The organism is Oceanobacter mangrovi, assembly GCF_019740315.1.
GTDB lineage: Bacteria > Pseudomonadota > Gammaproteobacteria > Pseudomonadales > Oceanobacteraceae > Oceanobacter > Oceanobacter mangrovi.
Genome location: NZ_JAHXZR010000012.1, coordinates 54,438 through 78,610 on the forward strand (window position 1 = coordinate 54,438; position 24,173 = coordinate 78,610).

The window sequence follows — 24,173 nt, forward strand, 5'->3', positions numbered from 1 at the left end:
GGTGACCACCTCAGACCCGGTTCCTGAGTCCCAGCTCATACGGGTGCGGATTCAGATAGACCTGCTGGCGAGCATAGGAATTGGCTTCCTCATGATGGTTGAGGTGGTGCTTTAACAGCGTCAGCGGCACGACTAATGGCACGATGCCGGTACGGTATTGCTCGATCAGCTCGCTGAGTTCCTGCTTGTCTAGTGGTGCCAACAGGTTTTTCAGATACCCCTGCAAATGCATCAGGGTATTGGTGTGCATCTTGCGGCTGGCGGGTTTCGCCAGGGCCGTCATCAGCTGTTCAAAGTAGCGGGTCGCGACGGTCTCCAGTTTTGCCTGGCTCTTGCCGGGCTGAGCCAGCAATTGCCCCATGCTTTTGTAGTGCACCAGGCTGTGAGCCATCACCAGATATTTGTAGCGGCTGTGGAAGTCGATCAAGCGGGCTGCGCTGACGGGCGTTTTCAGAAACTCGTGCCATTCGTGCCAGGCATAAACCCGCACCATAAAGTTTTCCCGCAGACCGTCATCGTTCAGGCGGCCAGCTTCTTCCATCGGCAATAGCGGATGGCGAGCCTGGAACTCGCGTGCAAAGACGCCCTTGGTCACCCCCTCCGAATGACCATTGGGAAGGTAGCGCTTGACGCCAAAAAGACCGCAGCTGGGGCTTTTCTGCATCAGGATGTAGCCACTCAGATCCTCTAACTGATCGGCTTGCTGGCGGGCGTATTGGGTCAGCTGGTCAGTCACGTCGAGGGTCGGATCGTCGGAGCCCAATGCACGCACCTGATCATCGGCGGCATTGGCGCTGACCAGCCGGATTGCCTGGCGCGGGGTGCCCAGGCCGATGGCCATTTCCGGGCAAAGTGGTACGAACTCAAAATATTTCGACAGCACGTCGGTACAGAAACGGTCACGTTTGTGGGAAGCATTAAAACGCACTGGTGCTCCCATCAAGCAGGAGCTGATACCAATCCGGATGGGAGAGCGAGAACCCGTATCCATATCTGTACAACCTTTTGAATATATCTTGTATAGGATTTAGTCTGGATCTGGACAGGTTGTTTCGTCAAGCTAAAACTTATACAAAAAATCTTATTTGTAGAAGAATTGGCTTGTTTTGTATAAGTGGTGGATTGAGAGGATGGGGTATTCACGCACGTGAATACACGTCATTCCAGACTCGCTCTGGAATCCAGGTGACAGTGCAATTGGCTGGCGTCGCGCAGGCTCGGGCGTCTGGCGAAAAGAAGATTCAGGGAAAGCGGGAGCGCAGGCGTCTTGCCTGCACTGTGGCCGGATCAGGCCTGGGTCAGGGATCGCAGCACCACCGCGCTGATCGCGTCTGCCACTTCCGGTTCCAGCCCAACGGGCGGATGTAATTTCAGCTTCACCATGTGCTGACGCTGTAGCTCCTCCAGCTGCTGTGGAACGTCCTTGCGCAAGTGGCGGCCCGCCGCAAAAAATAGCGGCAGAATATCAATGCGGCTGTAGCCTTCTTCGGCCAGTTGGGCGACTTGCTGTTGCAGCGATGGGGAGGCGAGCTCCATATAGGCCAGCTCAACCCGGCTGCTGTCCATGGAATGGCGGATGCGTTGGGTCAGGCTTTCAAACGGCAGCACCCAGTTGGGGTCGCTGCTGCCATGGGCCAGCAAAATGGTGGCGGCCTGTGTCGACGTGTTGTGCATGAGAACCCCTTGAACTGCCTGATCAGTCATTGCTGTCTACACCAATTGTATCAAGCAGACGGGACGCTGCCAGCCTGCCACTGTGCCAGGCACCTTCGAGGCTGGGCCAATGCAGCCAGTCACCAGCAACCGCCAGCCTGCCATTGTGGTTGATCAGGCAGCCTTGCTGCGAGCGGCTGGCCGGGATGGCATACAGCCAACGGTGCAGCCAGGCCTGTGCTGGCGCCGGTTCAGTGGGTTGAACCAGCTCGGCAAATGCCTGTTGCAGCTGCTGTTGAATCTGATGGCGATCACTATCGAGTCGTTGCAGACTCCATTGATGGTTGGCCTGAATCACCCAGCTTTCACGTTGGTCGCGGCCAGGTTTGCTGTTATTTCTGGCGATCCAGCCAAGCGGACCCTGTTTGACAAAGGCGGCATCGAACGGCGTGTCGAGCGGCTGGTCAAATGCCAGCAGCAGTATCCAGCAGGGCAACATGGGCAGTTCACAATAGGGCTGTAGTTCGGGCGCTGAAGATAACAAGGGGATTGCCTGGGCGGCCGGGACGGCGATCACCACGCCGTCGTAGGGGCCGTGGCGCTGCTGCTGTTCATCAATGAGGGTCCATTGGCCAGCGGCTGTTTGTTCGATCTGGATGATACGGCAATGGCTGATGAATTCGCAGGCTGGTTGCAGCAGCTGGCGGCTGAGCGCGGTCATGCGCGGTGAAGCAACATAACGTTTGACGTTATCGTCAGAGGGGCGCTGGCCGTGTTGATCAATTTGCCACGCCTGTAACGGCCATTCAGTCACTATGCCTTGTTGCTGCCAATGCGCCAGCTGGTCGGCGAATTCCTGGCTGTGGGCCCGCATAAACTGGGCGCCCATGTCCCAGCTGTCCTGTTGCAGTTTTTTGCTGGCCATGCGGCCGCCACTGCCACGGCTTTTTTCGAATACCGTCACTGGGTGGCCTGCAGCTGCGAGGATTTGCAGGGCTGACAGTCCGGCCATACCGGCGCCAATAATCGCTATAGTTGCCATAACGCTCCGTTCGCTGTGAAAAGGTCTTGTACAAGTTTTGGCATTGTACGATTGCTTTTTGTTTTGTACATGTATTGTATATGTTTTGACTGATCCGGATTTTGCAGGGTGGGGTATGAAAAAACGTATTCTGATCACCGGTGGCAGTGGTTTTATTGGTTCCAGGCTGGTGTCTGACTGGTTGCAGCAGGGCCATGAGGTGGTGGTGTTCAGTCGCCGGCCGCAGCGACTGGCTGGCCGTCATCCTGCGTTGACCGCAGTGGACGACCTCGATCAGCTGCAGGGTAGCTTCGACTGGCTCATCAATCTCGCTGGCGAGTCGATCGCTGACCAGCGCTGGAGTCGCACTCGCAAGCAACAGCTGCGTGACAGCCGTATTGCTGTCACCGAAAAACTGGTGAGCTGGGCGGTTGCAACCGGTCAGCGCTTCGAACGGGTGCTATCCGGTTCTGCGATTGGTTATTACGGTGGTTTTGCCGACGATAGCCAGCAGCCATTGCTGGATGAATCGGCTGCGCCGGGCAACGATTTCGCTGCCATCCTGTGCCGTGACTGGGAAGCGGCAGCACAGCCATTGAAACCGCTTGCTGACCAATTGGTGTGGTTACGTACTGGCGTGGTGCTGGGGCCGCGGGGCGGCATGCTTGGCAAGCTCTGGCTACCGTTCCGCTCCGGTCTGGGAGGGAAGTTAGGATGCGGCAAGCAGGTGTTGTCCTGGATTCATCTGGATGATTATGTCGCCGCAGTACATTGGTTATTGCAGAGCGATGTGCAGGGGCCGGTGAATATGGCCAGCCCGGCGGCAGTAACCAACGCGGAGTTTACCCGCATGCTGTCAGCAACGCTGGAGCGCCCGGCATGGTTGCCGGTACCGGCACTGCCATTGCGGCTGGCGTTGGGGGAAATGGCTAGCCTGTTACTGGAAGGGCAGCGGGTTAGCCCGATGGTGCTGCAACAAATGGGTTTCGAGTGGTCGTATGCCGAGCTGGATGTGGCACTGGCTGACTTGCGCCAGCGCTGGTCGCAAAAGCTGGCTGTGGTTTGACGCGCAGCCGTAACAAGTTCTGGAAGACGGTTTGATTTTCTGAAGGGGTTTTAAGCCAACCGAAAGCGTTACACGGGTCTTCCCGGGCAAATGCTTTTTAGCCTGTGATCTGGCTCGCAGTCGGGTTTGACACAATGGGGGCTGTTTAACAGTGTTGGATCAGTTTATTTGGCTATGCTCGGTTCCTTGACGCTTTGATGACCTGTCTAACCTGCTCATCGTGTGGATTTGGCGGTATTAATTCACTGAAATCTGACGCTTTTAAGAGAACTGTAGTTTTCTGTTATTGCTCATTGAAAGCCTGGCAGCGGCTGACTACACCTAAAGCAAGTAGTTTGAAACCGCAGGATTTTTTCCGATGAGTATGAGCCGCCAAACCCTGGACCATTACCTTTACGAATTCGATCAGGGATATCGGGTTAGCTATGTGAATTTTTCGCGCGCCAGTGACCTGACGGATGCTCAGCTGGTACTGACGCTCGAACGGGGCTGTGAGCGCAAGTCGTTTGCCTTCGCGCAGCCATTGTTTAATGACATCGATAAAAATCTGGTGGCTTGCCGCCATCTGTACATTGCCACCATAAAGAGTTCGCCGTTGTCGCCGAACCGGGTCGAGGTCGGTGATAGCGAAGGGAATTTTGTGTTCTTTACCGCCCGTTCGGTAAAAAACATTACTCCAACAGCCTGATTTTCAACGCTCGAACGGTATTGCTGCAGCACCCCATAGCAGTCTTTCCAAGCGGCCTTTGGCCGCTTTTTTTATGTCGGCTATCCGGCGGCGACTTTTTATCAGCAGGCTGAACCGTTAGGCTTGCGACTCCGTTAATACCTGCAAGTGAGGATGACTGTGGATACGGTATTTGAAATCGCCGCCTGGGGCGTGCTGCTGGTGCTGGCGCTGTTGGCTATTTTTACCTTGCTGCTGTTGGGCTGGGTTGTCTGGGCCTATGTCGTGGACGTGCGTCAGACACAACATACAGTGCGGCGTAATTTCCCTGTGATTGGCCGTTTCCGTTATTTCTTTGAACACCTTGGTGAGTTTTTCCGGCAGTATTTTTTTGCCATGGATCGCGAGGAAATGCCGTTTAACCGTGCTGAACGCAGCTGGGTTTATCGGGCTGCCAAAAAAGAAAGCACGACAGTGGCGTTTGGCTCGACCCGCAGGCTGGATGTACCTGGCACCGTGATTTTTGTGAACAGCCCGTTTCCGGCGCTCAAGCAGGACTTCGCCGAGTCTGGCGATATCACCATTGGTGAGCATTGCCGGACTCCTTATACCACTTCGTCGCTGGTAAATATTTCCGGTATGAGTTTTGGTGCCTTGTCGGGCCCAGCGGTGACGGCGCTGTCAAAAGGTGCCGCAATGGCCGGTTGCTGGATGAACACTGGTGAAGGCGGTTTGTCTCCCTATCACCTGTCCGGTGGTTGCGACATCGTCTTTCAGATCGGTACCGCCAAATACGGTGTGCGCGATGAAACCGGCAAGCTGGACCCGGAAAAACTCAAGGCCATTGCTGCCCACGAACAGGTGCGCATGATTGAAATCAAGCTCAGTCAGGGTGCCAAACCGGGTAAGGGCGGTATTCTGCCGGGCGAAAAGGTCAGTGAGGAAATTGCCGCCATTCGGCATATTCCGGCCCATCAGGATTCCATCAGTCCGAATGGCCACCCGGAAATTCGTTCGGTCGATGAGCTGCTCGACATGATTGAGCAGGTACGGGCGATTACCGGTAAACCAACCGGCTTCAAGGCGGTATTGGGTGATATCGACTGGATTCGCGATTTGTGCCGGGCGATTCAGCAGCGTGGCAGCCAGTGTGCGCCGGACTTTATTACGCTGGACGGGGCTGAAGGTGGCACAGGTGCGGCGCCGCAGTCGCTGATGGATTACATGGGGTTGCCGTTGACCCAGTCGCTGCCAATGCTGGTGGATACACTGGACGAGTTTCACTTGCGGCCGCGTATCCGGGTGATTGCTTCCGGCAAGCTGATTAACCCTGACCGCGTTGCCTGGGCCTTGTGTGTGGGTGCTGACTTTGTGGTGTCGGCGCGTGGCTTTATGTTTGCTCTGGGTTGTATCCAGGCTTTGCAGTGTGACAAGAACACCTGTCCAACCGGTATCACGACGCATAACCCGAATTTGCAAAGTGGCCTGGTACCGCAGGACAAGGCGGTGCGGGTGAAGAACTTTGTTGAGGGGCTGGTGCAGGAAGTCGGTGTTATTGCCCATTCCTGTGGGGTAACCGAACCGCGTGCGCTAAAACGCCAGCACGCTCGTATCATTCAGCCTGACGGCAGTTCGATTCGTATCTCTGATCTTTATGCAGAGCCGGCAATCCAACCGGCCAATGGCTTTGTTGCGGTTAACGAATAACCCTGTATTGCTTCGTTGTCAGCGTCTGACCTGTTTGGTCAGACGCTGGCTGAAGTCGCCTTTCCAACGCCTTCAAATCCCGTTCCCGCTGACTTGCTATCTGTCCTTTCTGGGCTAGCTTGAATTAATGTGCAGATGGAATCCAACGGGTAACCTTTCATGTCCACCAAATGTCTCATTGCCGATGACAGCCTCTATGCTCGTCTGGTTCTCAAGGATATCGTCCAACGGATTTTGCCTGAGGTCGAGTTTCAGGAGGTTGGCTCAGGCCAACAGGCGCTGGAATCGGCCTCTGCCAATGCGGACATCGACTGGTTCCTGCTCGACGTTAATATGTTGCCGCCAGATGGTGTTGAAACCAGTCGCCAGTTATTGGCGCAGGGAATTGCAGCCAGCCGGATTGCACTGGTGACCGGCAACCGGTCGGGGCACTTGCTGGAAGAAGCAGAGGAAATGGGCATTTGCCTGATCAACAAGGCGGTCAGCCCGGATGATGTCGGCGGTTTCATGGAACGTTTGCAGACATTCTTCAACAAGGGGTAAGCCGGATGGATGCACAAGCCCAGGCAATCAGCCTTGATGTGTTGGCGGAGTCTCTCAACCTTGGCCTTGGCCATGTGATTGAAGAATTGGCGGAAATATCCAACAGCAAGATTGAGCTGCACGTTCCCGAAGTGAACATGGTGCCGAAAAACGAGGCACTGACCTTTACCAGTATGCTGCGTTCCGCTGGTAAGGCCATCTTTGTACAGCAACGTTTTTCCGGTGAAATTACCGGTGAGGCGCTGCTGTTTTTCAGTGAAGAGGAAAGCCTCAATCTGCTCAATGGCCTGCTGTCTGAAAATGAGCAGTCGCTGATTGAATTCGCTGCGACCGAAGAAGAAATGCTGCTGGATCTCACTAATGTGGCGGTATCCGGTGTGATCTATGCGCTCTCCAACCTGTTGGGGATTCGCCTCAATACTGAGTTACCGCGTTGTGAATACGGCTACTTTGACGACATCTGCGGCAGTACCAGCTTGCTCGACGACGCTGACGACATGGTGCTGTTCCTCACCATCAGCTTTACCGTGGTGAAGAAAAACTCCCGCGCCCAGCTGATGTTCTTTCAGCCTCGGGATACCCTTGAAAAACTCTATGATCACATCCAGAAACGGCTGGGGCTTTAATGGGCGACCTGTATCAGCAAATTGTTGAGCTGATTGATACCGGCATTATCCTGCTGGACAGTGAGGGGCAGGTCATTTCCTGGAATAACTGGATGGAACGGCATTCCGGCATTCTGGAAGCTGAAATTCGTGGCCTTAACCTGTGCAACTATATTCCCGAGCTGAAAGGCACTCGCATCGACAAGGGCATTTACAAGGCTCTGCAACTTAATTGCCCGTCCGTGTTGTCGGCCAAGCTGCTGAATGTTTCGTTTCCGCTTTACAAGGAGCTGATTACCCATACCCGCCGGCCGGAGCGGATTGTACAGTCGATTCAGATCAAGCCATTCAATCTGGATGACAACAGCCAGTACTGTGTGATTTCGGTATTCGATATCAGCTCAGCGGACATGCGTGAAAAAGCCCTGCGAACCCAATCAGTGGTGTTGACCCAGCTGGTTGCCAACCTGCAGGAGAAAGAGCACGAGTTGTCGACGCTGTTTGAAAATACCCAGAACGGCATTCTGATTTTTGATCGCAGCGGGCTGATCCACAGTGCCAACCGGGCGGCTCGCCAGATGTATCTGGTTGACGCCAGTGCCTCATTGCAAGGCAAGAACCTGTTTGAGCTGTTCGATGACTATAACGGCGGCCATTTTGGCAAACACAAGTCTGATGAACAGATTCGGGCGCTGATGCCGGTGAGTGGTGAAGAACGGGAAATGACCTCGTTACGCTCTGACGGCCGCCGCTTTCCGGTGTCGGTGTCGGCCAACTCCATTCCGATCAATGAGAAAGAAACCCGCTTTTTTATGTTCGTGAGGGACATTACCGAAAAAAAGCGGGCGGAGGAGCAACTCAATCGGATGGCCAGAGTTGATGGCCTGACTGGCTTGAGTAATCGCTTCTCCTTTACTGAAATTCTCGCCAGTACCATTCGCAGTCATAGCCGGGATGATCACAGCCTGTCGGTATTTTTTATCGATCTGGATCGCTTCAAGGGAGTGAATGACAACCACGGCCATGATGCCGGTGATGAACTGCTGCGGCAGGTGGCCGAACGGCTGCGCACCTGCTGTCGGGATTCCGATACCATTGCCCGCTGGGCCGGTGATGAATTTGTCATCCTGTTGCCGCAGCAAAACCAGAGTCGTTCATCCATTACCGTGGCGGAAAAGATTCTGCTGGCGATTGCCGAGCCTTTCGATATTTTTGGCAAGCAGGTGTTTATCAACTGCAGCATCGGGATTTCCCAGTTTCCGGATGATGGCAATTCGGCCGAGCGGCTGATCTTTTGTGCCGACCAGGCAATGTATCAGGCCAAGTCTGATGGCAAGGGCGTATTCCGTTTTTTCACCCGGGAGATGAACGAACGCACGTTGGCACGGCTGAAAACGGAAAATGAGTTACGGATCGCGCTGGAGGAAAATCAGTTCGAGCTGTATTTCCAGCCTCAGGTAGAAGTGGCCACCGGCCAGATGAAGGGGGTCGAGGCGCTGATTCGCTGGAATCACCCGCAGCGCGGCATGGTGTATCCGGATGAGTTTATTCAGGTTGCGGAAGAATGTGGCCTGATAGGTCAACTGGGTGACTGGGTGATTATGCAAGCGTTCGAAACTGCCTCGCGCTGGTACAAGCGTGAAGGCAGCCCGTTGACCATGTCGATCAATATTTCGCCGAAGCAGTTTGTTGATGATGGCCTGGTCTATACCGTCCGGCGGTTGCTTAATTCGGTTGGCTTCCCGCCCGAGCAGATTGTGCTGGAAATTACCGAAACCCATCTGATGGCGGGCGAAGGTCATTACCTGCGGCTGCTCAATGCCCTCAAGCTGCTGGGGATCAAGATCGCCATTGATGACTTCGGCAAAGGTTATTCCTCACTGGCGTACCTGCGTAAATTGCCGGTCGATATCATCAAGATCGACCGCTACTTCCTGCAAGGTGCTGCCAGTAATAATGCCGATGCCAAAATCGTCTCGGCGATTATTGATCTTGCCCATGCACTGGATCTGGAAGTGGTGGCGGAAGGCATCGAACATCTTTCACAAATGGAGCTGCTGCGTTTCAAACATTGTGATCACGCCCAGGGCTATTTTATTGGCAAACCCATGAGTATTGAGGATCTGGTTGGCTGGTATGGCAGCATCGGCAATAAACCGCTGGTGCAATAACCGGCGATATTCCCTGTACAAAAAAGCTGCACCATCGGTGTGCCTGTCATCAAATTGAAAACATATGTCAGTGGGGTAACTAATAGATTACATAATGGCATATGTTAATAATTGCACTTTTTCGGTGCGATATTTTTACGTCTGCTTTGTTGTAAGGCAAAGCTGCTGGCGAATAAATAACCATGCACGTCGTATCAGGTCAATCGTGCCCAAAATGGCAGCAGTGGCTGCTTGCAGAAGGCTGGGGGCGGTGGTTTACTTGCCTTTAATCATTGCTTAATTAGGGCCATTCACCTGCGCAAGGCAGTGAATGCTTTTATATTCAACCTGATGGCAAAACTCAGGGAGCAGTATGTCAATCGAGTGGAAGGATTACGCACCGGGTGAGTTCTTTGATGAACTGTTCAGCGCCGAAGGGTGCCCCCGTGAACCAGCAGAAGCCCTGATTTCCTATCTGGAATCATTTTCCGACGAAGATATAAATTCTCGCAAAATCGCTGCCGAATCGACTATCAAGGAAATGGGTGTTTCATTTACCGTCTATACCGAAGGCGGCAATATCGACCGGGCCTGGCCATTTGATATCTTGCCGCGGGTGATATCGAAAACCCAATGGGATAAAACCGCCGCCGGTCTCAAGCAGCGCCTCAAGGCTCTGAACCTCTTTATTGACGATCTGTATCATGACCAGAAGATCCTCAAGGACGGAATTGTCCCGGAATTCGTACTGAAACAGTCCGTTAACTACCGGAAGGAATGTGAAGGTTTCAGCCCGCGTTTTGGTGTCTGGGCCCACATCTGTGGAACCGACCTGGTGCGTGATGGCGATGGCCAGTTCTACGTGCTGGAAGACAACCTGCGGGTACCGTCCGGGGTTTCCTACATGCTGGAAAACCGCTCCATCATGAAGCGGGTGATTCCGGAAGTATTCGAGAAGGTTAACATTGCCCCGGTTGGCGATTACCCCGAACATCTGTTCGACACCCTGGCAGAGCTGTCACCGCGTGATATTGCCAAGCCGGTGGTCGTGGTACTGACACCGGGCATTTTCAACTCTGCCTATTTTGAACACGCCTTCCTGGCCCAGCGTATGGGTGCCGAACTGGTAGAAGGCAGTGATCTGGTGGTGCTGGAAGACGAATGTGTCTACATGAAGACCATCGCCGGCCTTGAACGGGTCGATGTGATCTACCGTCGTATTGATGACATGTTCCTTGACCCGGAAGTATTCCATCCGGAATCCGTGCTGGGTGTGCCTGGTCTGATGCGCGCCTGGCGTGCCGGTAATGTCGCGCTGGCCAATGCGCCGGGTGCCGGTGTGGCCGACGACAAGGTGGTGTACGCCTTTGTACCGCAAATCATCAAGTATTACCTCGATGAAGAGCCGCTGATTCCAAACGTCGAAACCTATCTTTGTTACGACGATGTGCAGCGTCAGCACGTGCTCGCCAACCTCGACAAGCTGGTCGTGAAACCGGCCAACGAATCGGGTGGTTACGGCATGCTGATTGGCCCGCACTCGACCAAAAAAGAGCGCGAAACCTTTGCCGAGCTGATCAAGGCCAACCCGCGCAACTACATTGCCCAACCGACCCTGGCATTGTCGACAGCACCAACACTGGTTGGCAAAAACAAGGTTGAACCGCGTCACCTCGATTTGCGTCCATTCGTTCTGCAGGCCCGTGACAGCTATGTCACCACGGGCGGCCTGACCCGCGTGGCCATGAAGAAAGGCTCGCTGGTGGTGAACTCTTCTCAGGGCGGTGGCAGTAAAGACACCTGGATTGTCGATACCGGAGCAGGAAAAGACTGATGCTTTCCAAAGTTGCAGAACGAATTTATTGGTCAGCCCGCTATCTGGAACGGGTTGAGAGTACCGCACGCTTGCTGAGCATTTACGACAAGCTGTTGTTTGACTTGCCACGGCGAGTCAATCTGGGCTGGTACAACCTGATTGTGATCAACAGCCTGGAAGACGACTTCAATGATCGTTACTCCAATCGTGATGAGCGTAACGTGGTGAAGTTCCTTATTGGCGACGACACCAACCCTTGCTCGATTGTTAACTCGCTCAAGTACATCCGTGAAAATATCCGTACCACCCGTGATGTGGTACCTGCGGATACCTGGGAGATGGTCAATGAACTGAGCATGTTTGTGCAGGAGCACCAGGCTCAGGGCATCAACCGCAGTAATCGTCACGAGTTCCTCGAAACTATCATCAAGTCCTGTCAGCAGATTGTTGGTCTGTTGTTTGTCAACATGATGCGTGACGAAGGCTGGGACATGCTGCGACTGGGCCAGAATCTCGAACGGGCCGATATGGCGACCCGTAACCTTGATGCTGCCATCGCCGCCATGATGCAGGTTGAAGACGACGAATATGCTGTTAACAGCCGCCAGATCATCTGGGGCAACATGCTGCGTTCACTGAATGCCGACCAGCAGTTCCGTCGTACCATGCGTTCATCCATCCGCGGCGTCCCGGTGGTGACCTTTATGATGGGTGACGAACAGTTCCCGCGCGCAATTTCATATTGCCTCAATCAAATTGTGGCACGCTGCCATCATCTGCCCAAAGGTGAAGCGGTCGTTGAGCGTACGCTGGCGATCAAACAGGAAGTTGAAAAATACCTTGGCGCAGAAGAATTTGGCGCTGCTTTCCGCGAAGACCTCAACGAATTACAAGGGTCGCTGTCGGAAGTGCATGGCCTGATTCAGAAAACCTGGTTCCTGTCGGATCAATAGAAGCAGCTTCAGACAGGTCAGGGAAAGCCAGACCCAGTGTCTGGCTTATTGGCAGCGATCTTCACAGATTTCCTATATCGGGAGCAGTTATGACTATTCGTGTTGCGATTGAGCACAACACATATTACGAGTTCGACCGACCCGTAAACCTCTCTCCCCATGTTGTCAGGCTGCGTCCGGCACCTCATTGCCGTACTCCAATCGAAGCCTACAGCCTCAAGGTTCAACCGGAAAATCACTTTATCAACTGGCAGCAGGATGCTTATGGCAACTACCTGGCCCGTCTGGTATTCCCGGAAAAAACCACCAAATTCTCGGTAGAAGTTGAAGTCATCGCCGATATGACGGTGATCAACCCGTTCGACTTCTTCCTCGAGGACAGCGCCGAAGAGTTTCCATTCAGCTATGACAAGCAGACCAAAAAGGAGCTGCAGCCGTACCTGGAACTGGAACAACAAGGCCCGCTGTTCGACAAGTTTGTAGCCGGTATTTCACTGGAAAAACGTCGCACCATCGACTTCCTGGTCGACGTTAACATGCAGCTGCAGCAGCTGATCGAATACGCCATTCGGATGGAACCAGGTGTGCAAACGCCGGAAGAAACCCTCGAACTGGCCAAAGGCTCCTGCCGTGACAGTGCCTGGTTGATGGTGCAGGCGCTGCGCCACCTTGGCATGGCTGCCCGTTTTGCCTCCGGTTATCTGGTGCAGTTGACCCCGGACGAGAAGTCCATTGATGGCCCATCCGGCCCGGATGCTGACTTCACCGACCTGCACGCCTGGTGTGAAGCCTATTTGCCGGGTGCGGGCTGGGTTGGTCTGGACCCAACTTCTGGTCTGTTTGCCGGTGAAGGCCATATTCCGCTGGCCTGTACTCCGCATCCGGTATCTGCGGCACCGATCAATGGTTACACCGACAAGTGCGAAGTGACCTTTGACTACGAGAACAAGGTTTCCCGTTTCCACGAAGATCCACGTGTTACCAAGCCCTATGACGAAGCCCAATGGGCTGATGTGCTGGCGTTGGGTAACAAGGTCGACGAACTGTTGCTGCAACATGACGTGCGTTTGACCATGGGCGGTGAGCCGACCTTTGTGTCGGTCAATGACATGGAATCGGCGCAGTGGAATACCGAAGCGCTGGGTGACGATAAACTCAGCCTGGCGAAAACCCTGCTGCTGCGTTTGCGCGATCATTTTGCCCCACACGGCCTGCTGCATTACGGTCAGGGCAAATGGTATCCGGGCGAAGAAGTACCGCGCTGGGCACTGGGTGTGTTCTGGCGCAAGGACAATCAGCCAATGTGGACCCGGCCGGAACTGCTGGCGCGGGTCGACAAGGATTATGGCCACAGCGTCGCCGACGCCGAACAGTTCGGCAAGCTGCTGAGCCAGAAACTGGGTCTGCACGGTGACTATGTGCAACCGGCCTATGAGGATGGCCTGCATTACTTGCTGCAGGAACAGAACCTGCCTGCCAACCTGGATTCACAGATTGCCGAAGCCAAGGATGATCTTGCCCGTCGTCGTTTGGCCAAGGTGCTGGAGCAGGGACTGAACACGCCGAGCGGTTTTGTGCTGCCAGTGGAATGGGATTTTTATGCCCAGAACTGGAAGTCCAGCCTGTGGGAAGTCCGTCGTGGTCGGCTGGTGCTGATTCCGGGCGATTCGCCGATGGGTCTGCGTCTGCCGCTGGCGAGCCTGCCGCACTCGGAAGAAGTGCGCTGGCCGCAGGAAGCTGATCCGATGCGTACGGATGAGCCCTTGCACAGCCGTGAAGAAATTCTGGCCCATGCGGCGCAGTATCACATCAGCCCGCCTGAGCATGCGCCGGCCGCTGCGTTGCAGCCGCAGGTGAAGCAAAAGCTGTCAGCCAAGGGCGAGCAAGCAGCCAAAGATCAGTCTCCTAAAGACAATAAGGGCTCTGGTTACTGGCAAAACCTGGTTCGCACTGCCATGTGTATCCAGCCGCGTGATGGCAAGATTCACCTGTTCCTGCCGCCGCTGCCGTATCTGGAAAGCTACGTTGAGCTGATGGCGCTGGTGGAAGAAACCGCCGCAGAGCTCAACCTGCCGGTGATCATCGAAGGTTATGAGCCACCAAAAGACTGGCGTTTGCAGAAGCTGCTGGTGACTCCGGATCCAGGTGTTATCGAGGTGAACATTCACCCGGCCAGCAACTGGAAAGACATGGTCAGCAACATGACCGAGCTATACGAAGCCGCGCGTCAGTCCCGTCTGGGGGCTGAGAAGTTCATGCTTGATGGCCGTCATACTGGCACCGGTGGTGGTAACCACATCACTCTGGGTGGCGTGACGCCAGCCGACAGCCCAATGCTGCGGCGGCCTGATCTGCTGCGCAGTTTTGTGACCTACTGGCAGCACCATCCAAGCCTGTCGTATCTGTTCTCCGGTGCCTTTATTGGCCCGACCAGCCAGTCGCCACGGGTTGATGAAGGCCGTGACGAAGGTTTGTACGAACTGGAAATCGCCTTCCAGCAAATGCCGGAAGGTGAAGCGGCGTTGCCGTGGCTGGTCGACCGCATCATGCGTAACCTGCTGATCGATGTGACCGGTAACACCCACCGTGCCGAATTCTGTATCGACAAGCTGTTTGCGCCCGGCTCACCGGCCGGTCGTCTCGGCATTCTGGAATTCCGTGGTTTTGAAATGCCACCACACAGCCGTATGGCGTTGGTGCAGGCATTGCTGATTCGTGCGCTGGTGATGCGTTTCTGGAAGAACCCGTACAAGCACAAGCTGGTGCGCTGGAATACCCAGCTGCACGACAAGTGGATGCTGCCGCATTTTATCTGGGAAGACATCAAGGAAGTGGCCGAAGACCTGCAGGCGCATGGGCTGGAATTCCGTCCTGAATGGCTGCTGCCGTTTGAGGAGTTCCGCTTTCCGCACTACGGTCGGGTTGACCTGGGCGATATCAAGATTGAGCTGCGTTGGGCGATCGAACCCTGGCACGTACTGGGCGAAGAGGTGACCAGCTTCGGTACAGCCCGTTACGTCGACTCCTCGATTGAACGTCTGCAGGTGAAAGTCTATGGCATGACCGGTAATCGTTACGTACTGGCCTGTAATGGCCGTCGGGTACCAATGGCGAAAACTGCCCGTCATGGCGAATACGTTGCCGGTGTGCGTTACAAGGCCTGGAATCCGTTCTCGGCCCTGCATCCAACCATTGGTGTGCATTCGCCGCTGGTGTTTGACCTGATCGACACCTGGACCGGTCGTTCCGTTGGTGGCTGCAGCTACCACGTATCACATCCAGGTGGCCGCAGCTACGACACCTTCCCGGTGAACTCGTTTGAAGCCGAATCCCGTCGGGTCAATCGCTTCGCGACAACAGAGCACACTCAGGGTGGTTTCTCGCCACGACCGGATCTGGACGCTTTGCGCGAGTTCTTCCCGCATACAGATCCGAAGCCAATGGCACCACCGCCAGAGGAGTCGCCAGGGGACTATCCGTATACGCTCGACCTGCGTCGTCAACCCGATCAAGGGTAGTAGGGAATCCCGGCTTTTGAATAGCTGAGACCTCCGTCGCAATCTGACATAATGGCCGCACACGCGGCCATTATGCTTTCAGGACTGGAGCCAGGCTCCCTGATTTACTGTGGATTCGGATCACAACACCATGTCAGTAACGCAAACACAAACGTCTGTTATCACAGATGCCAGCCAGGGCGATGGATTGCCCTATCTGCCGAATCCAGCCTTGTACGACGAAGCGGTGGACGCCAATGGTGAGTATCGGCCCCATTGGGAAAACATTCTTGAGCGCCTGAAAGAACTGGGCCCGGAAGCCTTCGCCGACCGCGAATCGAAAGCCTTGCGCATTCTGCGTGATGACGGTGCCACCTATAACATCTACAGCGAACCCGGTAGCCCGGCCCATATCTGGAATATGGACCTGATTCCGATGGTCCTCGGCAGTAATGAGTGGGGCACTATTGAAGCCGGTTTGCTGGAGCGGGCCGAGCTGTTCAATCTGCTGCTGCGCGATATTTACGGCAAACGTGACCTGATCCGGCTGGGCGTGATTCCGCCGGAAGCCTTGTTTGGCCATCGTGGTTTTCTGCGCCCCTGTCAGGGGATCCAGATTCCCGGCGAACACGACCTGATCCTGCATTCGGTGGATCTGGCGCGTTCACCGGATGGCACTGTGATGGCGATTGGTGATCGTACCCAGAACCCCAGTGGCTGGGGGTATTCGCTGGAAAACCGCAACGTGATGTCGCGGGTTTTCCCGAGTCTGTTCCGTGACAGCGAAGTACATCGGCTGTCGACCTTCTTCCAGCGCTTGAGAGCAAAGCTCAATTCGCTGTCGCGTTCGAATAATCCAAGGGTGGCGGTGCTGACACCGGGTGCCCATAACGAAACCTATTTTGAACACGCCTATCTGGCCAACTATCTCGGTTTTCACCTGGTGCAGAGTGACGATCTGGTGGTGCGCAACGGCTTCCTGTGGATGAAATCCCTCGATGGCCTGAGCCGGGTGGATGTGTTGTTGCGACGGGTTGATGACTGGTTCTGTGACCCGGTTGAGTTGCGTGGTGATTCCCGCCTGGGCGTTGCCAGTCTGCTGGATGTGGTACGCAGTGGCAATCTGGTAGTAGCCAACCCGCTCGGTTCCGGCATTCTGGAAAACCCGGTACTGCTGCGTTATATGCCGGAAATCGGTCGCCAGCTATTGGGTCGTGATCTGCGTCTGGCGTCCGTGAAGACCTGGTGGTGTGGGCTGCCGGAAGATCTCAGCTATGTGCTGGAGCATCTTGATCAGCTGGTCATCAAACCGGTTTATCGCAGCCTTGATAACCCCAGCAAATACGGCCCGGAGCTGAGTCAGCAGGAATTGCAGCAGCTGCGCCAGCAACTGCTGACCAATGGCGCCCAATACGTTGCCCAGCCAATTCTGGAAGCGTCGCACGTGCCGACCTTTGTTAACGGCGAAATGAAACCGCGACCAGCAATTCTGCGCAGCTTTGCAGTGGCCAATAACTCTTCCTACACCGTGATGCCGGGTGGCTTGACCCGCATCGGGGTGGAAGAGAAGTCATTTATGATTTCCAACCAGACCGGTTCGAAGTCGAAAGATACCTGGGTGATTGCCTCCGAGCCGGAAGCCGATTTTGTTGAAGAGCATATTGAAGAGCCAATCAGCCGCGAAGCCGATCTGATCAGCTTGCCCAGCCGGGTGGTGGAAAATCTGTTCTGGATGGGCCGTTATGCCGAGCGGGCGGAATCTTCGCTAAGGATTTTGCGTACAGCCTTCATCATGCTCAATGGTGAAGAACGCATCAGCGAAGCGACCCGCCACCAGCTGTTACACGCGGTTTCCATGCTCACCGCGACGCCATCCCGTTCGACCGATTTCCAGACTGCCGAAGAAGCCCTGCGCGGCATTATTGAAAATGGTGCTGTGATGAACAGCATCTCCGGCAATCTCAACGCCATGTTGTATTGCGCCAACGAAACCAAGGAGCTGCTGTCGTCGGACACCTTCCGGGTCATCAACGATATTCGTGATGCGCTGGCGACACTGGATACCACCTTCTCCAGCAGTCTGGCCTCCGCGCCGGAAGAAACCCTCGATCCACTGGTGACGGCACTGATGGCACTGTCGGGGTTGACCCAGGAAAGCATGATTCGCGGCTTCGGCTGGCGTTTTATGGACATGGGCCGGCGACTTGAACGGGGTTACCAGATTGCCATTACCATCAACAGCTTGCTGGTGCCGGCGATGGTCGAGTCTGATCAAAGCAAGGTTTGTGAGGCGCTGTTGCTGTCGCTCGAAGCCCTGATCAGTTATCGCCGTCGTTATCGCGCCCGGGTTGGGGTAATGGCGTCACTGGATCTGGTGATGATGGACGGTTCCAACCCGCGCTCGCTGGTGTACCAGATTGAACAGCTCAGTAACCATATCCGGGCCTTGCCGAAAGCGCCGAGCCAGATGCACGAACTGGCAGCCGAAGAGCGCCGCATGCTGGAGTGTGAAACTACCCTCAAGCTGTCGTCACTGAGTGATCTCAACAAGATCAACGACGCCGGTTTGCGACGCGATTATCTGGATCAGCAGGTCAGCAAGATTGCCGATCTGCTGAGTGGTATGAGTGACCTGATTACCGACAAATACTTCGATCACCGTGAGGCTTCCCAGCAACTGGTGCGTAATAACTGGGAGTCGTTCTGATGCTGTACCGCATTCGTCATACCACCGAATACGTCTATGCCAGCCGGGTATCGCACTGCTACAACATGGCCCATGTGACGCCGCGTAACACGCCACGGCAGGAGTGTTTGTCGAGCCGGGTGGACGTGTTGCCGGGGGCGACCTATTCCTCTACCCGTACCGATTATTTTGGCAATTCGGCCTATCATTTCGAGATCCAGAAGCCGCACAAGAAGCTGGTGATTACTTCCGTCAGTGAAGTACGCACCGGGGTACAGGCGGCAGCACCGGATCTGGAGTTTGGTATCAGCTGCAAGGACGCCCGTGAGGCCATGCAAGCGCTGGCAGGCAGTGCTGAAACCCTGTTTGCCCGTGAATATCTGATGGATTCGGCGATGATCAAGGCGACGCCGGAGCTGGCAGAGTTCGCCGCCGATCTGTTTACCGACGACAAGCCCTTGCTGACGGCGGTGATGGAACTGACCAGCCGCATTTTCAACGATTTTGAATATTCACCGGCTTCCACCACCATTGCCACGCCCTTGGCCGACGTACTGGCCAACCGCAAAGGGGTGTGTCAGGACTTTGCCCACCTGCAAATTGCGATTCTGCGGTCACTGGGGTTTGCTGCCCGTTATGTTTCCGGTTATCTGGAAACCCTGCCACCACCGGGGCAGGTCAAAATGGTCGGCGCCGATGCGACCCATGCCTGGCTGGCGGTGTATGTTCCTGATGAAGGCTGGTTTGAATACGATCCCACTAACAACTGCATGGCTCATGAGCAGCATGTGGTAACCGCCTGGGGGCGGGATTTCTACGATGTCACGCCGCTGTGCGGAGTGATCTATGGGGGCGGCCAGAATCCGGTGTTACGGGTGGCGGTGGATGTGACCCGGCTGGGCTGATCGTTAACGCGGCGGTTGGCCAGGAACTGCAATGGGAGGTCTGTGATGACAGATTGGCAGGACGTGCTGGAACAATACCCGGACGATGACGACAACGGCTCCGCATCTACTGGCATCGGCCTGATCCAGCAACGCATTTATTGTCCTTATTGTGGCGAGCGGCTGGATGTCCTGCTTGACCCACAAGAGTTGGGCCTGCAATACATCGAAGACTGTCAGGTCTGCTGCCGCCCCATGACCATGCTGATCAGTGAGGCGGCGAATGGTGAACTTGAGGTGAGCGTCTGGACGTCGGATGAGGTGGGTTAGGCTGGCCGTCTGGCTGGCTTACAAACCTTCGAAGTCGCAAATGGCGTAAACATCAAAGCCGCTGTCACGCAGCTTGTCTGCGCCATGAAGGTCAGGCAGGTTGATAATAGCAGCGGTTTCCACCACGGTGGCCTGTAGCTTGGTGACCAGCTCGCAAGCCGCCAGCATGGTGCCGCCGGTGGCAATCAGGTCATCCATCACCAAGACACGGTCGCCGGGTTTGAAAGCATCAGTGTGGATCTCAATAGCGGCGCTGCCGTATTCCAGTTGATATTCCTGGCTCACCGTATCAAACGGCAACTTGCCTTTTTTGCGTACCGTCACCAGGCTCAGGCCCAGTTCATAGGCCAGCGGTGCACCGAGGATAAAACCACGAGCATCAATGGCGGCAATTGCATCCAGTTGCATACCCTGATAACGATGCACAAAGCTGTCGATCAGCTTGCGAAAGATTCCTGCGTCCTGCAGCAGCGGCATAATATCCCGGAACATCACGCCTTCTTCCGGCCAGTTTGGTACTGTCCGAATGGCGTTTTTGATTTCCTGGCTGTAAAGGCTCATCAGTAAACTCCTGCAGGGCCGTTTAAAACAAAGCCGCGTAGTTTATCGGATTACGGCTCTGGCGTCTGCCAGCTTGCTGGTGTAGTGGGGACTGGCTGGCGTTATCTGCTTTCCATTGCTGTTGCTTTTGGCCGTCGGCTTGCAAAAGCAGTGTGCTGACTCATACTGACATTCTTGTGTTCTGGATCAAATTTGATATATAGCCGTCGGCTTATGGTGTCGGCCTGTAATGACCGTTTTTTCAACCTGCTGATTCGGCAGTATCGACTATTCTCTTTCAGATGCCGTGTGCGTTTTTTGACACAATCCGATGTGTATACAGGTAACGGACTTTGACTGATTGGTTGCCAGACAGAAATGGCGCTGATGGCCGGAGTGGGTCAGCTGCGCTTGTCATAATTGGAGCCTTGTTGTGCTTGCTGCTGTCGTTGGGTGCGCGGGCCAATGTTCCTGTGGTATTGCAGCTGAAGTGGGAACACCAGTTTCAGTTTGCTGGCTATTATGCCGCCTTGTGGCAGGGCTATTATGCACAGGAAGGACTGGATGTTGAGATTCGGCCTGTCACCAGACCGGATGGCAGCCTCTATTCTCCGATTCGGGAAATCACCAGTGGCAACGCTGATTTTGCTATTGGTGGCACGGATCTGTTTGTCTATCGCGGCAAGGGTTATGACATCAAGGTCGTTGCTCCGGTGTTCCAGCGTTCCCCGGCTGCGCTGTTTGCGCTCAAGGAACATGCGCCGCTGACGGTGCCGTCTGCTTCAAGGCTGCGGATTGCTTCACAGTCTTCCCATGATGTCTGGGTCGAAACCCGGGCGATGTTTTTTATCAACGGCATTGATCCCAATCGCCTGCATTACACCAGCAGTAATGTGGCACCGGATGCGCTGGTGAACGGTAGCGCCGATGTCATTCCCACCTATGATATTTCAGCGCCATTCAGAGCCAATGAGTTGGGGATCGAAATGGCGGTCTTGTACCCCCGCGATCATGGGGTGCAGTTCTACGGTGATATGCTTTATACCAGTGGCCAGCTGGCCCGGCAGCAGCCGGAGCTGGTGGAGAAATTTTGGCGTGCTACGGAAAAAGGCTGGCGCTACGCACTGGAAAATCGGTCCTTACTGGCGCAACGAATCGCCACCGAATTGCCGCGTTATAAATACAGCTATGACGATCTGGTCGGCTACAATCGGGCTTTTGCCGAACGCATCGATGATTATCTGTTCTATCCGGCGGTGGATATTGGTCATGTGAACCCGGAGCGTTGGCAGCGTACCTATACAATTGTTGATCGTTTGCATGATATTGAGACGCCATATGACCCAATGGATCTGTTATTCCGGCCCGTCCGGCAAACGGACAAGCTGTTGCATTGGGGAGTTTCGCTGGCGCTGGTGTTTGCGCTACTGGTCGTGATGGTAATGTTGGTTCGCAAATTCGGCTATGCCCCTTCACGCTGGGTTGGTCCGTTACTGGTGATGTTGATTCTGGCGCTGGCTGAACAGGGGCTGGAGGTGTGGCATCGCGACGATACCCGGCGGGTACAGGCATTGCGGGTGGTCGAAAGTCTGGCCACTATTCGTTCGCGACTGGAACAGGTGATCGCCCGTAATCTGGCTGAACTGACCGGTGTTGCTGCCTTCATCGGTGCCAATCCGGACGTCACTGGCGAGCAGTTTGACGAGTATGCCAAGGCGGTGCTGGAGCATGATCCGCAGCTGATAAACCTGGCTGCTGCCCCTGATCTGAAAGTGCGTTATGTGTATCCGCGCGAAGGCAATGAGAAAGTCATCGGTCTGGATTACAACAATGTACCAGACCAGCTGGCGACGATTGAACGAGCGATCAAACAGAATGAACATCTGTTGGCCGGGCCCGTGGATCTGGTGCAGGGAGGTTCGGCGTTTATCAGCCGGGCACCGGTACGGGTACTTCAGCCGGATGGTGGTTCACAGTTGTGGGGGATCGTATCAGCACCCATTGATGCTGCTCAGGTATATCGTGAAGCAGGCCTGCTGGACCCGGATCTGGAGCTCGAAGTAGCAATTCGTGGCCGCGATGGCACGGGCCAGGCGGGTGAGGTCTTTTATGGCCGGCCGGAATTGTTCGCCGCTGATAATGCGACGACCCAAAGCATTCGTTTCAGCGGTGGGAGCTGGCAAATTGCGGCATTACCTGCTGGTGAAGTTCAAACCAATGGTGCGCGTCTGGTTCTGATTCGGGGAGCTTTCGGGTCGGTCGGCCTGCTGCTGATTATTCTGCTGTTTTACCGTCAGGCTTATCGTCAGCGTCAGCGCCAGTACGAAAAAATACTTCGACGTCACACCGAATTTCTGCGCGAAGTGGAAACGGTCGCAGGCGTTGGTGGCTGGCGTATGAATGATAAGGCAATCATCAGTGAGCTGTCAGAACATGCCTGCACCCTGCTGCAATTGCCTGCTGGTAGCAGAGATATTTCGTTACGGGAATTTTCAGAGTGCTTCAGCCCATCCGGTCGCCAGGCTATCTTCGGCTCGCTGGCCGGGCACTTGCAGCTGCGCCAGCCACTTGAGCTGGAATTGCGCAGCGCTGACTACCGGCGCTGGTTCCGTCTGATTGCTGATCCGGTGCGCAGTCAGGAAGAAAGCTGGGAGTTGCTGGGTGCGCTGCAGGATATAACTGAAAAGAAAGCGGCTGATGCCAAGATTGAACGCCAGGCCAACTACGATAGCCTGACCGAGTTGCCCAACCGGGTACTGTTTTATGACCGCCTGGAAAGCGCCATGGCGCACTGTCGTAAAACCGGTCAATACATGGCGCTGCTGTTCATCGACCTCGATCAGTTCAAGGCCATTAACGACAACTACGGCCACCGCGAAGGCGACCGGGTACTGCAGGAAAGTGCCCAGCGTATTCTGCGTTGCCTGGGGGAAACGGATACAGTCGCGCGTCACAGTGGCGACGAATTTACCGTCATCCTCAGTGAGCTGGATCAGATCACCGGGCTCGATAATATTGCCGCCAATCTCGTGACCGATCTTGCCCGCGCCCATCGTATCAACAACAAGGATGTCTTCTGTGGCGCCAGTATCGGTATTGCCTTGTATCCGGGTGATGCTGATAACGCTGAAGATCTGATTATCAAGGCCGATCAGGCGATGTACGAAGTGAAGAAAAGCGGCCGCAATGGCTGGCATTTCTACACTCAGGAAATGCAGTTACGGTCGGAGTATCGTCACCGTCTTTATAACGATCTGATTGCTGCGATTCGTGACGATGAAATCATTGCCTATCTGCAGCCGCTGGTCGACAGCAAAACCGGCAAAACCGTTGGCTGTGAAGCGCTGGCGCGTTGGCAACGCAGTGATGGTGTCTGGCTGTCACCTGCCGAGTTTATCCCGCTGGCAGAAGAAACCGGGCTGATTAACCAGATTGATTATCTGGTGATGAGTAAGGCCAGCGAAGCGCTGATCGGGATTAATCAGCGTTGCAATACTCATATTGGCTTGTCAGTTAACGTGTCTCCGCGGGTATTTGATACTCGTGATCATGCGCTGGAGCGATGGATGGAATTGCTCTATCGCGTTAGTGAAAACCTGCCGATCACAGTTGAAATCACCGAACGCTTGTTGATCGACGATGATACCAGGCGCGCGGCAGCGGTATTGCAGGATATGGCTGACCACGGTATCGGCATCTCCATTGATGACTTTGGCACCGGCTATTCGTCACTCAGTTACGTGACCCGTTTCCCGGTTAGTGGTCTCAAGATTGATCGTTCGTTTGTCGATGGCATTGGTACTGGTGGCAGCAGTGAACCCTTGATCGAAACCATCCTGGCGATGGCTAACAGGCTGGGTCTGAAAGTGGTAGCTGAAGGGGTGGAAACCGCGGAGCAACTGCATTATCTGCAGCAGCAGAACTGTCATCAGGTGCAGGGTTATTTCCTTGGCAAACCTATGCCTCTGGAAGCATTTGAGCAGCGTATCCAGCAGCAGCAGGGTGTTGAAAGCCAGGCGGCCAGATAATCCCTGGGGGATTGTCTGGCCGCCCTG

At 54.9% G+C, this 24,173-nt stretch carries 17 protein-coding genes; 13 read left to right on the forward strand and 4 right to left on the reverse strand.

Going from position 1 to position 24,173, the window contains the following annotated elements; all coding sequences use genetic code 11:
* Positions 1–10: 10 nt before the first annotated feature.
* From K6123_RS20170 to K6123_RS20180, 3 genes are all read right to left on the reverse strand, one after another.
* Complete coding sequence (locus K6123_RS20170) at positions 11–991, reverse strand: YbgA family protein (RefSeq protein ID WP_221801058.1); 981 nt, start codon at positions 989–991, stop codon at positions 11–13.
* Positions 992–1,287: 296 nt separating this feature from the next.
* Positions 1,288–1,674, reverse strand: a complete 387-nt coding sequence (locus K6123_RS20175) for a sirohydrochlorin chelatase (protein WP_221801061.1) — start codon at positions 1,672–1,674, stop codon at positions 1,288–1,290.
* A gap of 22 nt (positions 1,675–1,696) precedes the next feature.
* Positions 1,697–2,695 (reverse strand): NAD(P)/FAD-dependent oxidoreductase, encoded by a 999-nt coding sequence (locus K6123_RS20180; protein WP_221801063.1) that lies wholly within the window; start codon positions 2,693–2,695, stop codon positions 1,697–1,699.
* A gap of 115 nt (positions 2,696–2,810) precedes the next feature.
* Between K6123_RS20180 and K6123_RS20185 the strand changes: the two genes are divergently transcribed.
* The 12 genes from K6123_RS20185 to K6123_RS20240 all read left to right on the forward strand — a co-directional run bounded on the left by K6123_RS20185 (position 2,811) and on the right by K6123_RS20240 (position 19,578).
* Positions 2,811–3,740 (forward strand): TIGR01777 family oxidoreductase, encoded by a 930-nt coding sequence (locus K6123_RS20185; protein WP_221801065.1) that lies wholly within the window; start codon positions 2,811–2,813, stop codon positions 3,738–3,740.
* 358 nt (positions 3,741–4,098) lie between these two features.
* On the forward strand, positions 4,099–4,428 hold the full coding sequence (locus K6123_RS20190; protein WP_221801067.1) for a hypothetical protein: 330 nt from the start codon (positions 4,099–4,101) through the stop codon (positions 4,426–4,428).
* Positions 4,429–4,581: 153 nt separating this feature from the next.
* Positions 4,582–6,114: an FMN-binding glutamate synthase family protein gene (locus K6123_RS20195; RefSeq protein ID WP_221801068.1), complete on the forward strand. Its 1,533-nt coding sequence runs from the start codon at positions 4,582–4,584 to the stop codon at positions 6,112–6,114.
* 159 nt (positions 6,115–6,273) lie between these two features.
* Positions 6,274–6,657 carry a response regulator gene (locus K6123_RS20200; RefSeq protein WP_221801070.1) on the forward strand — a complete coding sequence of 128 codons (384 nt, stop codon included), beginning with the start codon at positions 6,274–6,276 and terminating at the stop codon, positions 6,655–6,657.
* Between the two features lie 5 nt (positions 6,658–6,662).
* Entirely contained in the window at positions 6,663–7,283 is a 621-nt protein-coding gene (locus tag K6123_RS20205) for a hypothetical protein (protein WP_221801072.1), read from the forward strand.
* The gene (locus K6123_RS20210) at positions 7,283–9,433 is read left to right on the forward strand and encodes a sensor domain-containing protein (RefSeq protein WP_221801074.1); all 2,151 of its coding nucleotides are present in this window, start codon (positions 7,283–7,285) and stop codon (positions 9,431–9,433) included. Before K6123_RS20205 ends, K6123_RS20210 begins: the two co-directional genes overlap by 1 nt.
* A gap of 352 nt (positions 9,434–9,785) precedes the next feature.
* Entirely contained in the window at positions 9,786–11,246 is a 1,461-nt protein-coding gene (locus K6123_RS20215) for a circularly permuted type 2 ATP-grasp protein (protein WP_221801076.1), read from the forward strand.
* Positions 11,246–12,181, forward strand: coding sequence for an alpha-E domain-containing protein (locus K6123_RS20220; protein WP_221801078.1), 936 nt, complete (start codon positions 11,246–11,248; stop codon positions 12,179–12,181). The genes K6123_RS20215 and K6123_RS20220 overlap by 1 nt, the downstream gene beginning before the upstream one ends.
* An 89-nt stretch (positions 12,182–12,270) precedes the next feature.
* Positions 12,271–15,699, forward strand: a complete 3,429-nt coding sequence (locus K6123_RS20225) for a transglutaminase family protein (protein WP_221801079.1) — start codon at positions 12,271–12,273, stop codon at positions 15,697–15,699.
* A 130-nt stretch (positions 15,700–15,829) separates the two neighbouring features.
* Positions 15,830–18,385 carry a circularly permuted type 2 ATP-grasp protein gene (locus tag K6123_RS20230; RefSeq protein WP_221801080.1) on the forward strand — a complete coding sequence of 852 codons (2,556 nt, stop codon included), beginning with the start codon at positions 15,830–15,832 and terminating at the stop codon, positions 18,383–18,385.
* Positions 18,385–19,269, forward strand: coding sequence for a transglutaminase family protein (locus tag K6123_RS20235; protein ID WP_221801081.1), 885 nt, complete (start codon positions 18,385–18,387; stop codon positions 19,267–19,269). Before K6123_RS20230 ends, K6123_RS20235 begins: the two co-directional genes overlap by 1 nt.
* A gap of 45 nt (positions 19,270–19,314) precedes the next feature.
* Entirely contained in the window at positions 19,315–19,578 is a 264-nt protein-coding gene (locus tag K6123_RS20240) for a CPXCG motif-containing cysteine-rich protein (protein ID WP_221801082.1), read from the forward strand.
* A gap of 18 nt (positions 19,579–19,596) precedes the next feature.
* On the opposite strand, the gene K6123_RS20245 is transcribed toward K6123_RS20240, so the two are convergent.
* Complete coding sequence (locus tag K6123_RS20245; RefSeq protein ID WP_221801083.1) at positions 19,597–20,139, reverse strand: adenine phosphoribosyltransferase; 543 nt, start codon at positions 20,137–20,139, stop codon at positions 19,597–19,599.
* Positions 20,140–20,549: 410 nt separating this feature from the next.
* Between K6123_RS20245 and K6123_RS20250 the strand changes: the two genes are divergently transcribed.
* Positions 20,550–24,146 (forward strand): EAL domain-containing protein, encoded by a 3,597-nt coding sequence (locus K6123_RS20250; protein ID WP_221801084.1) that lies wholly within the window; start codon positions 20,550–20,552, stop codon positions 24,144–24,146.
* Positions 24,147–24,173: the final 27 nt, after the last annotated feature.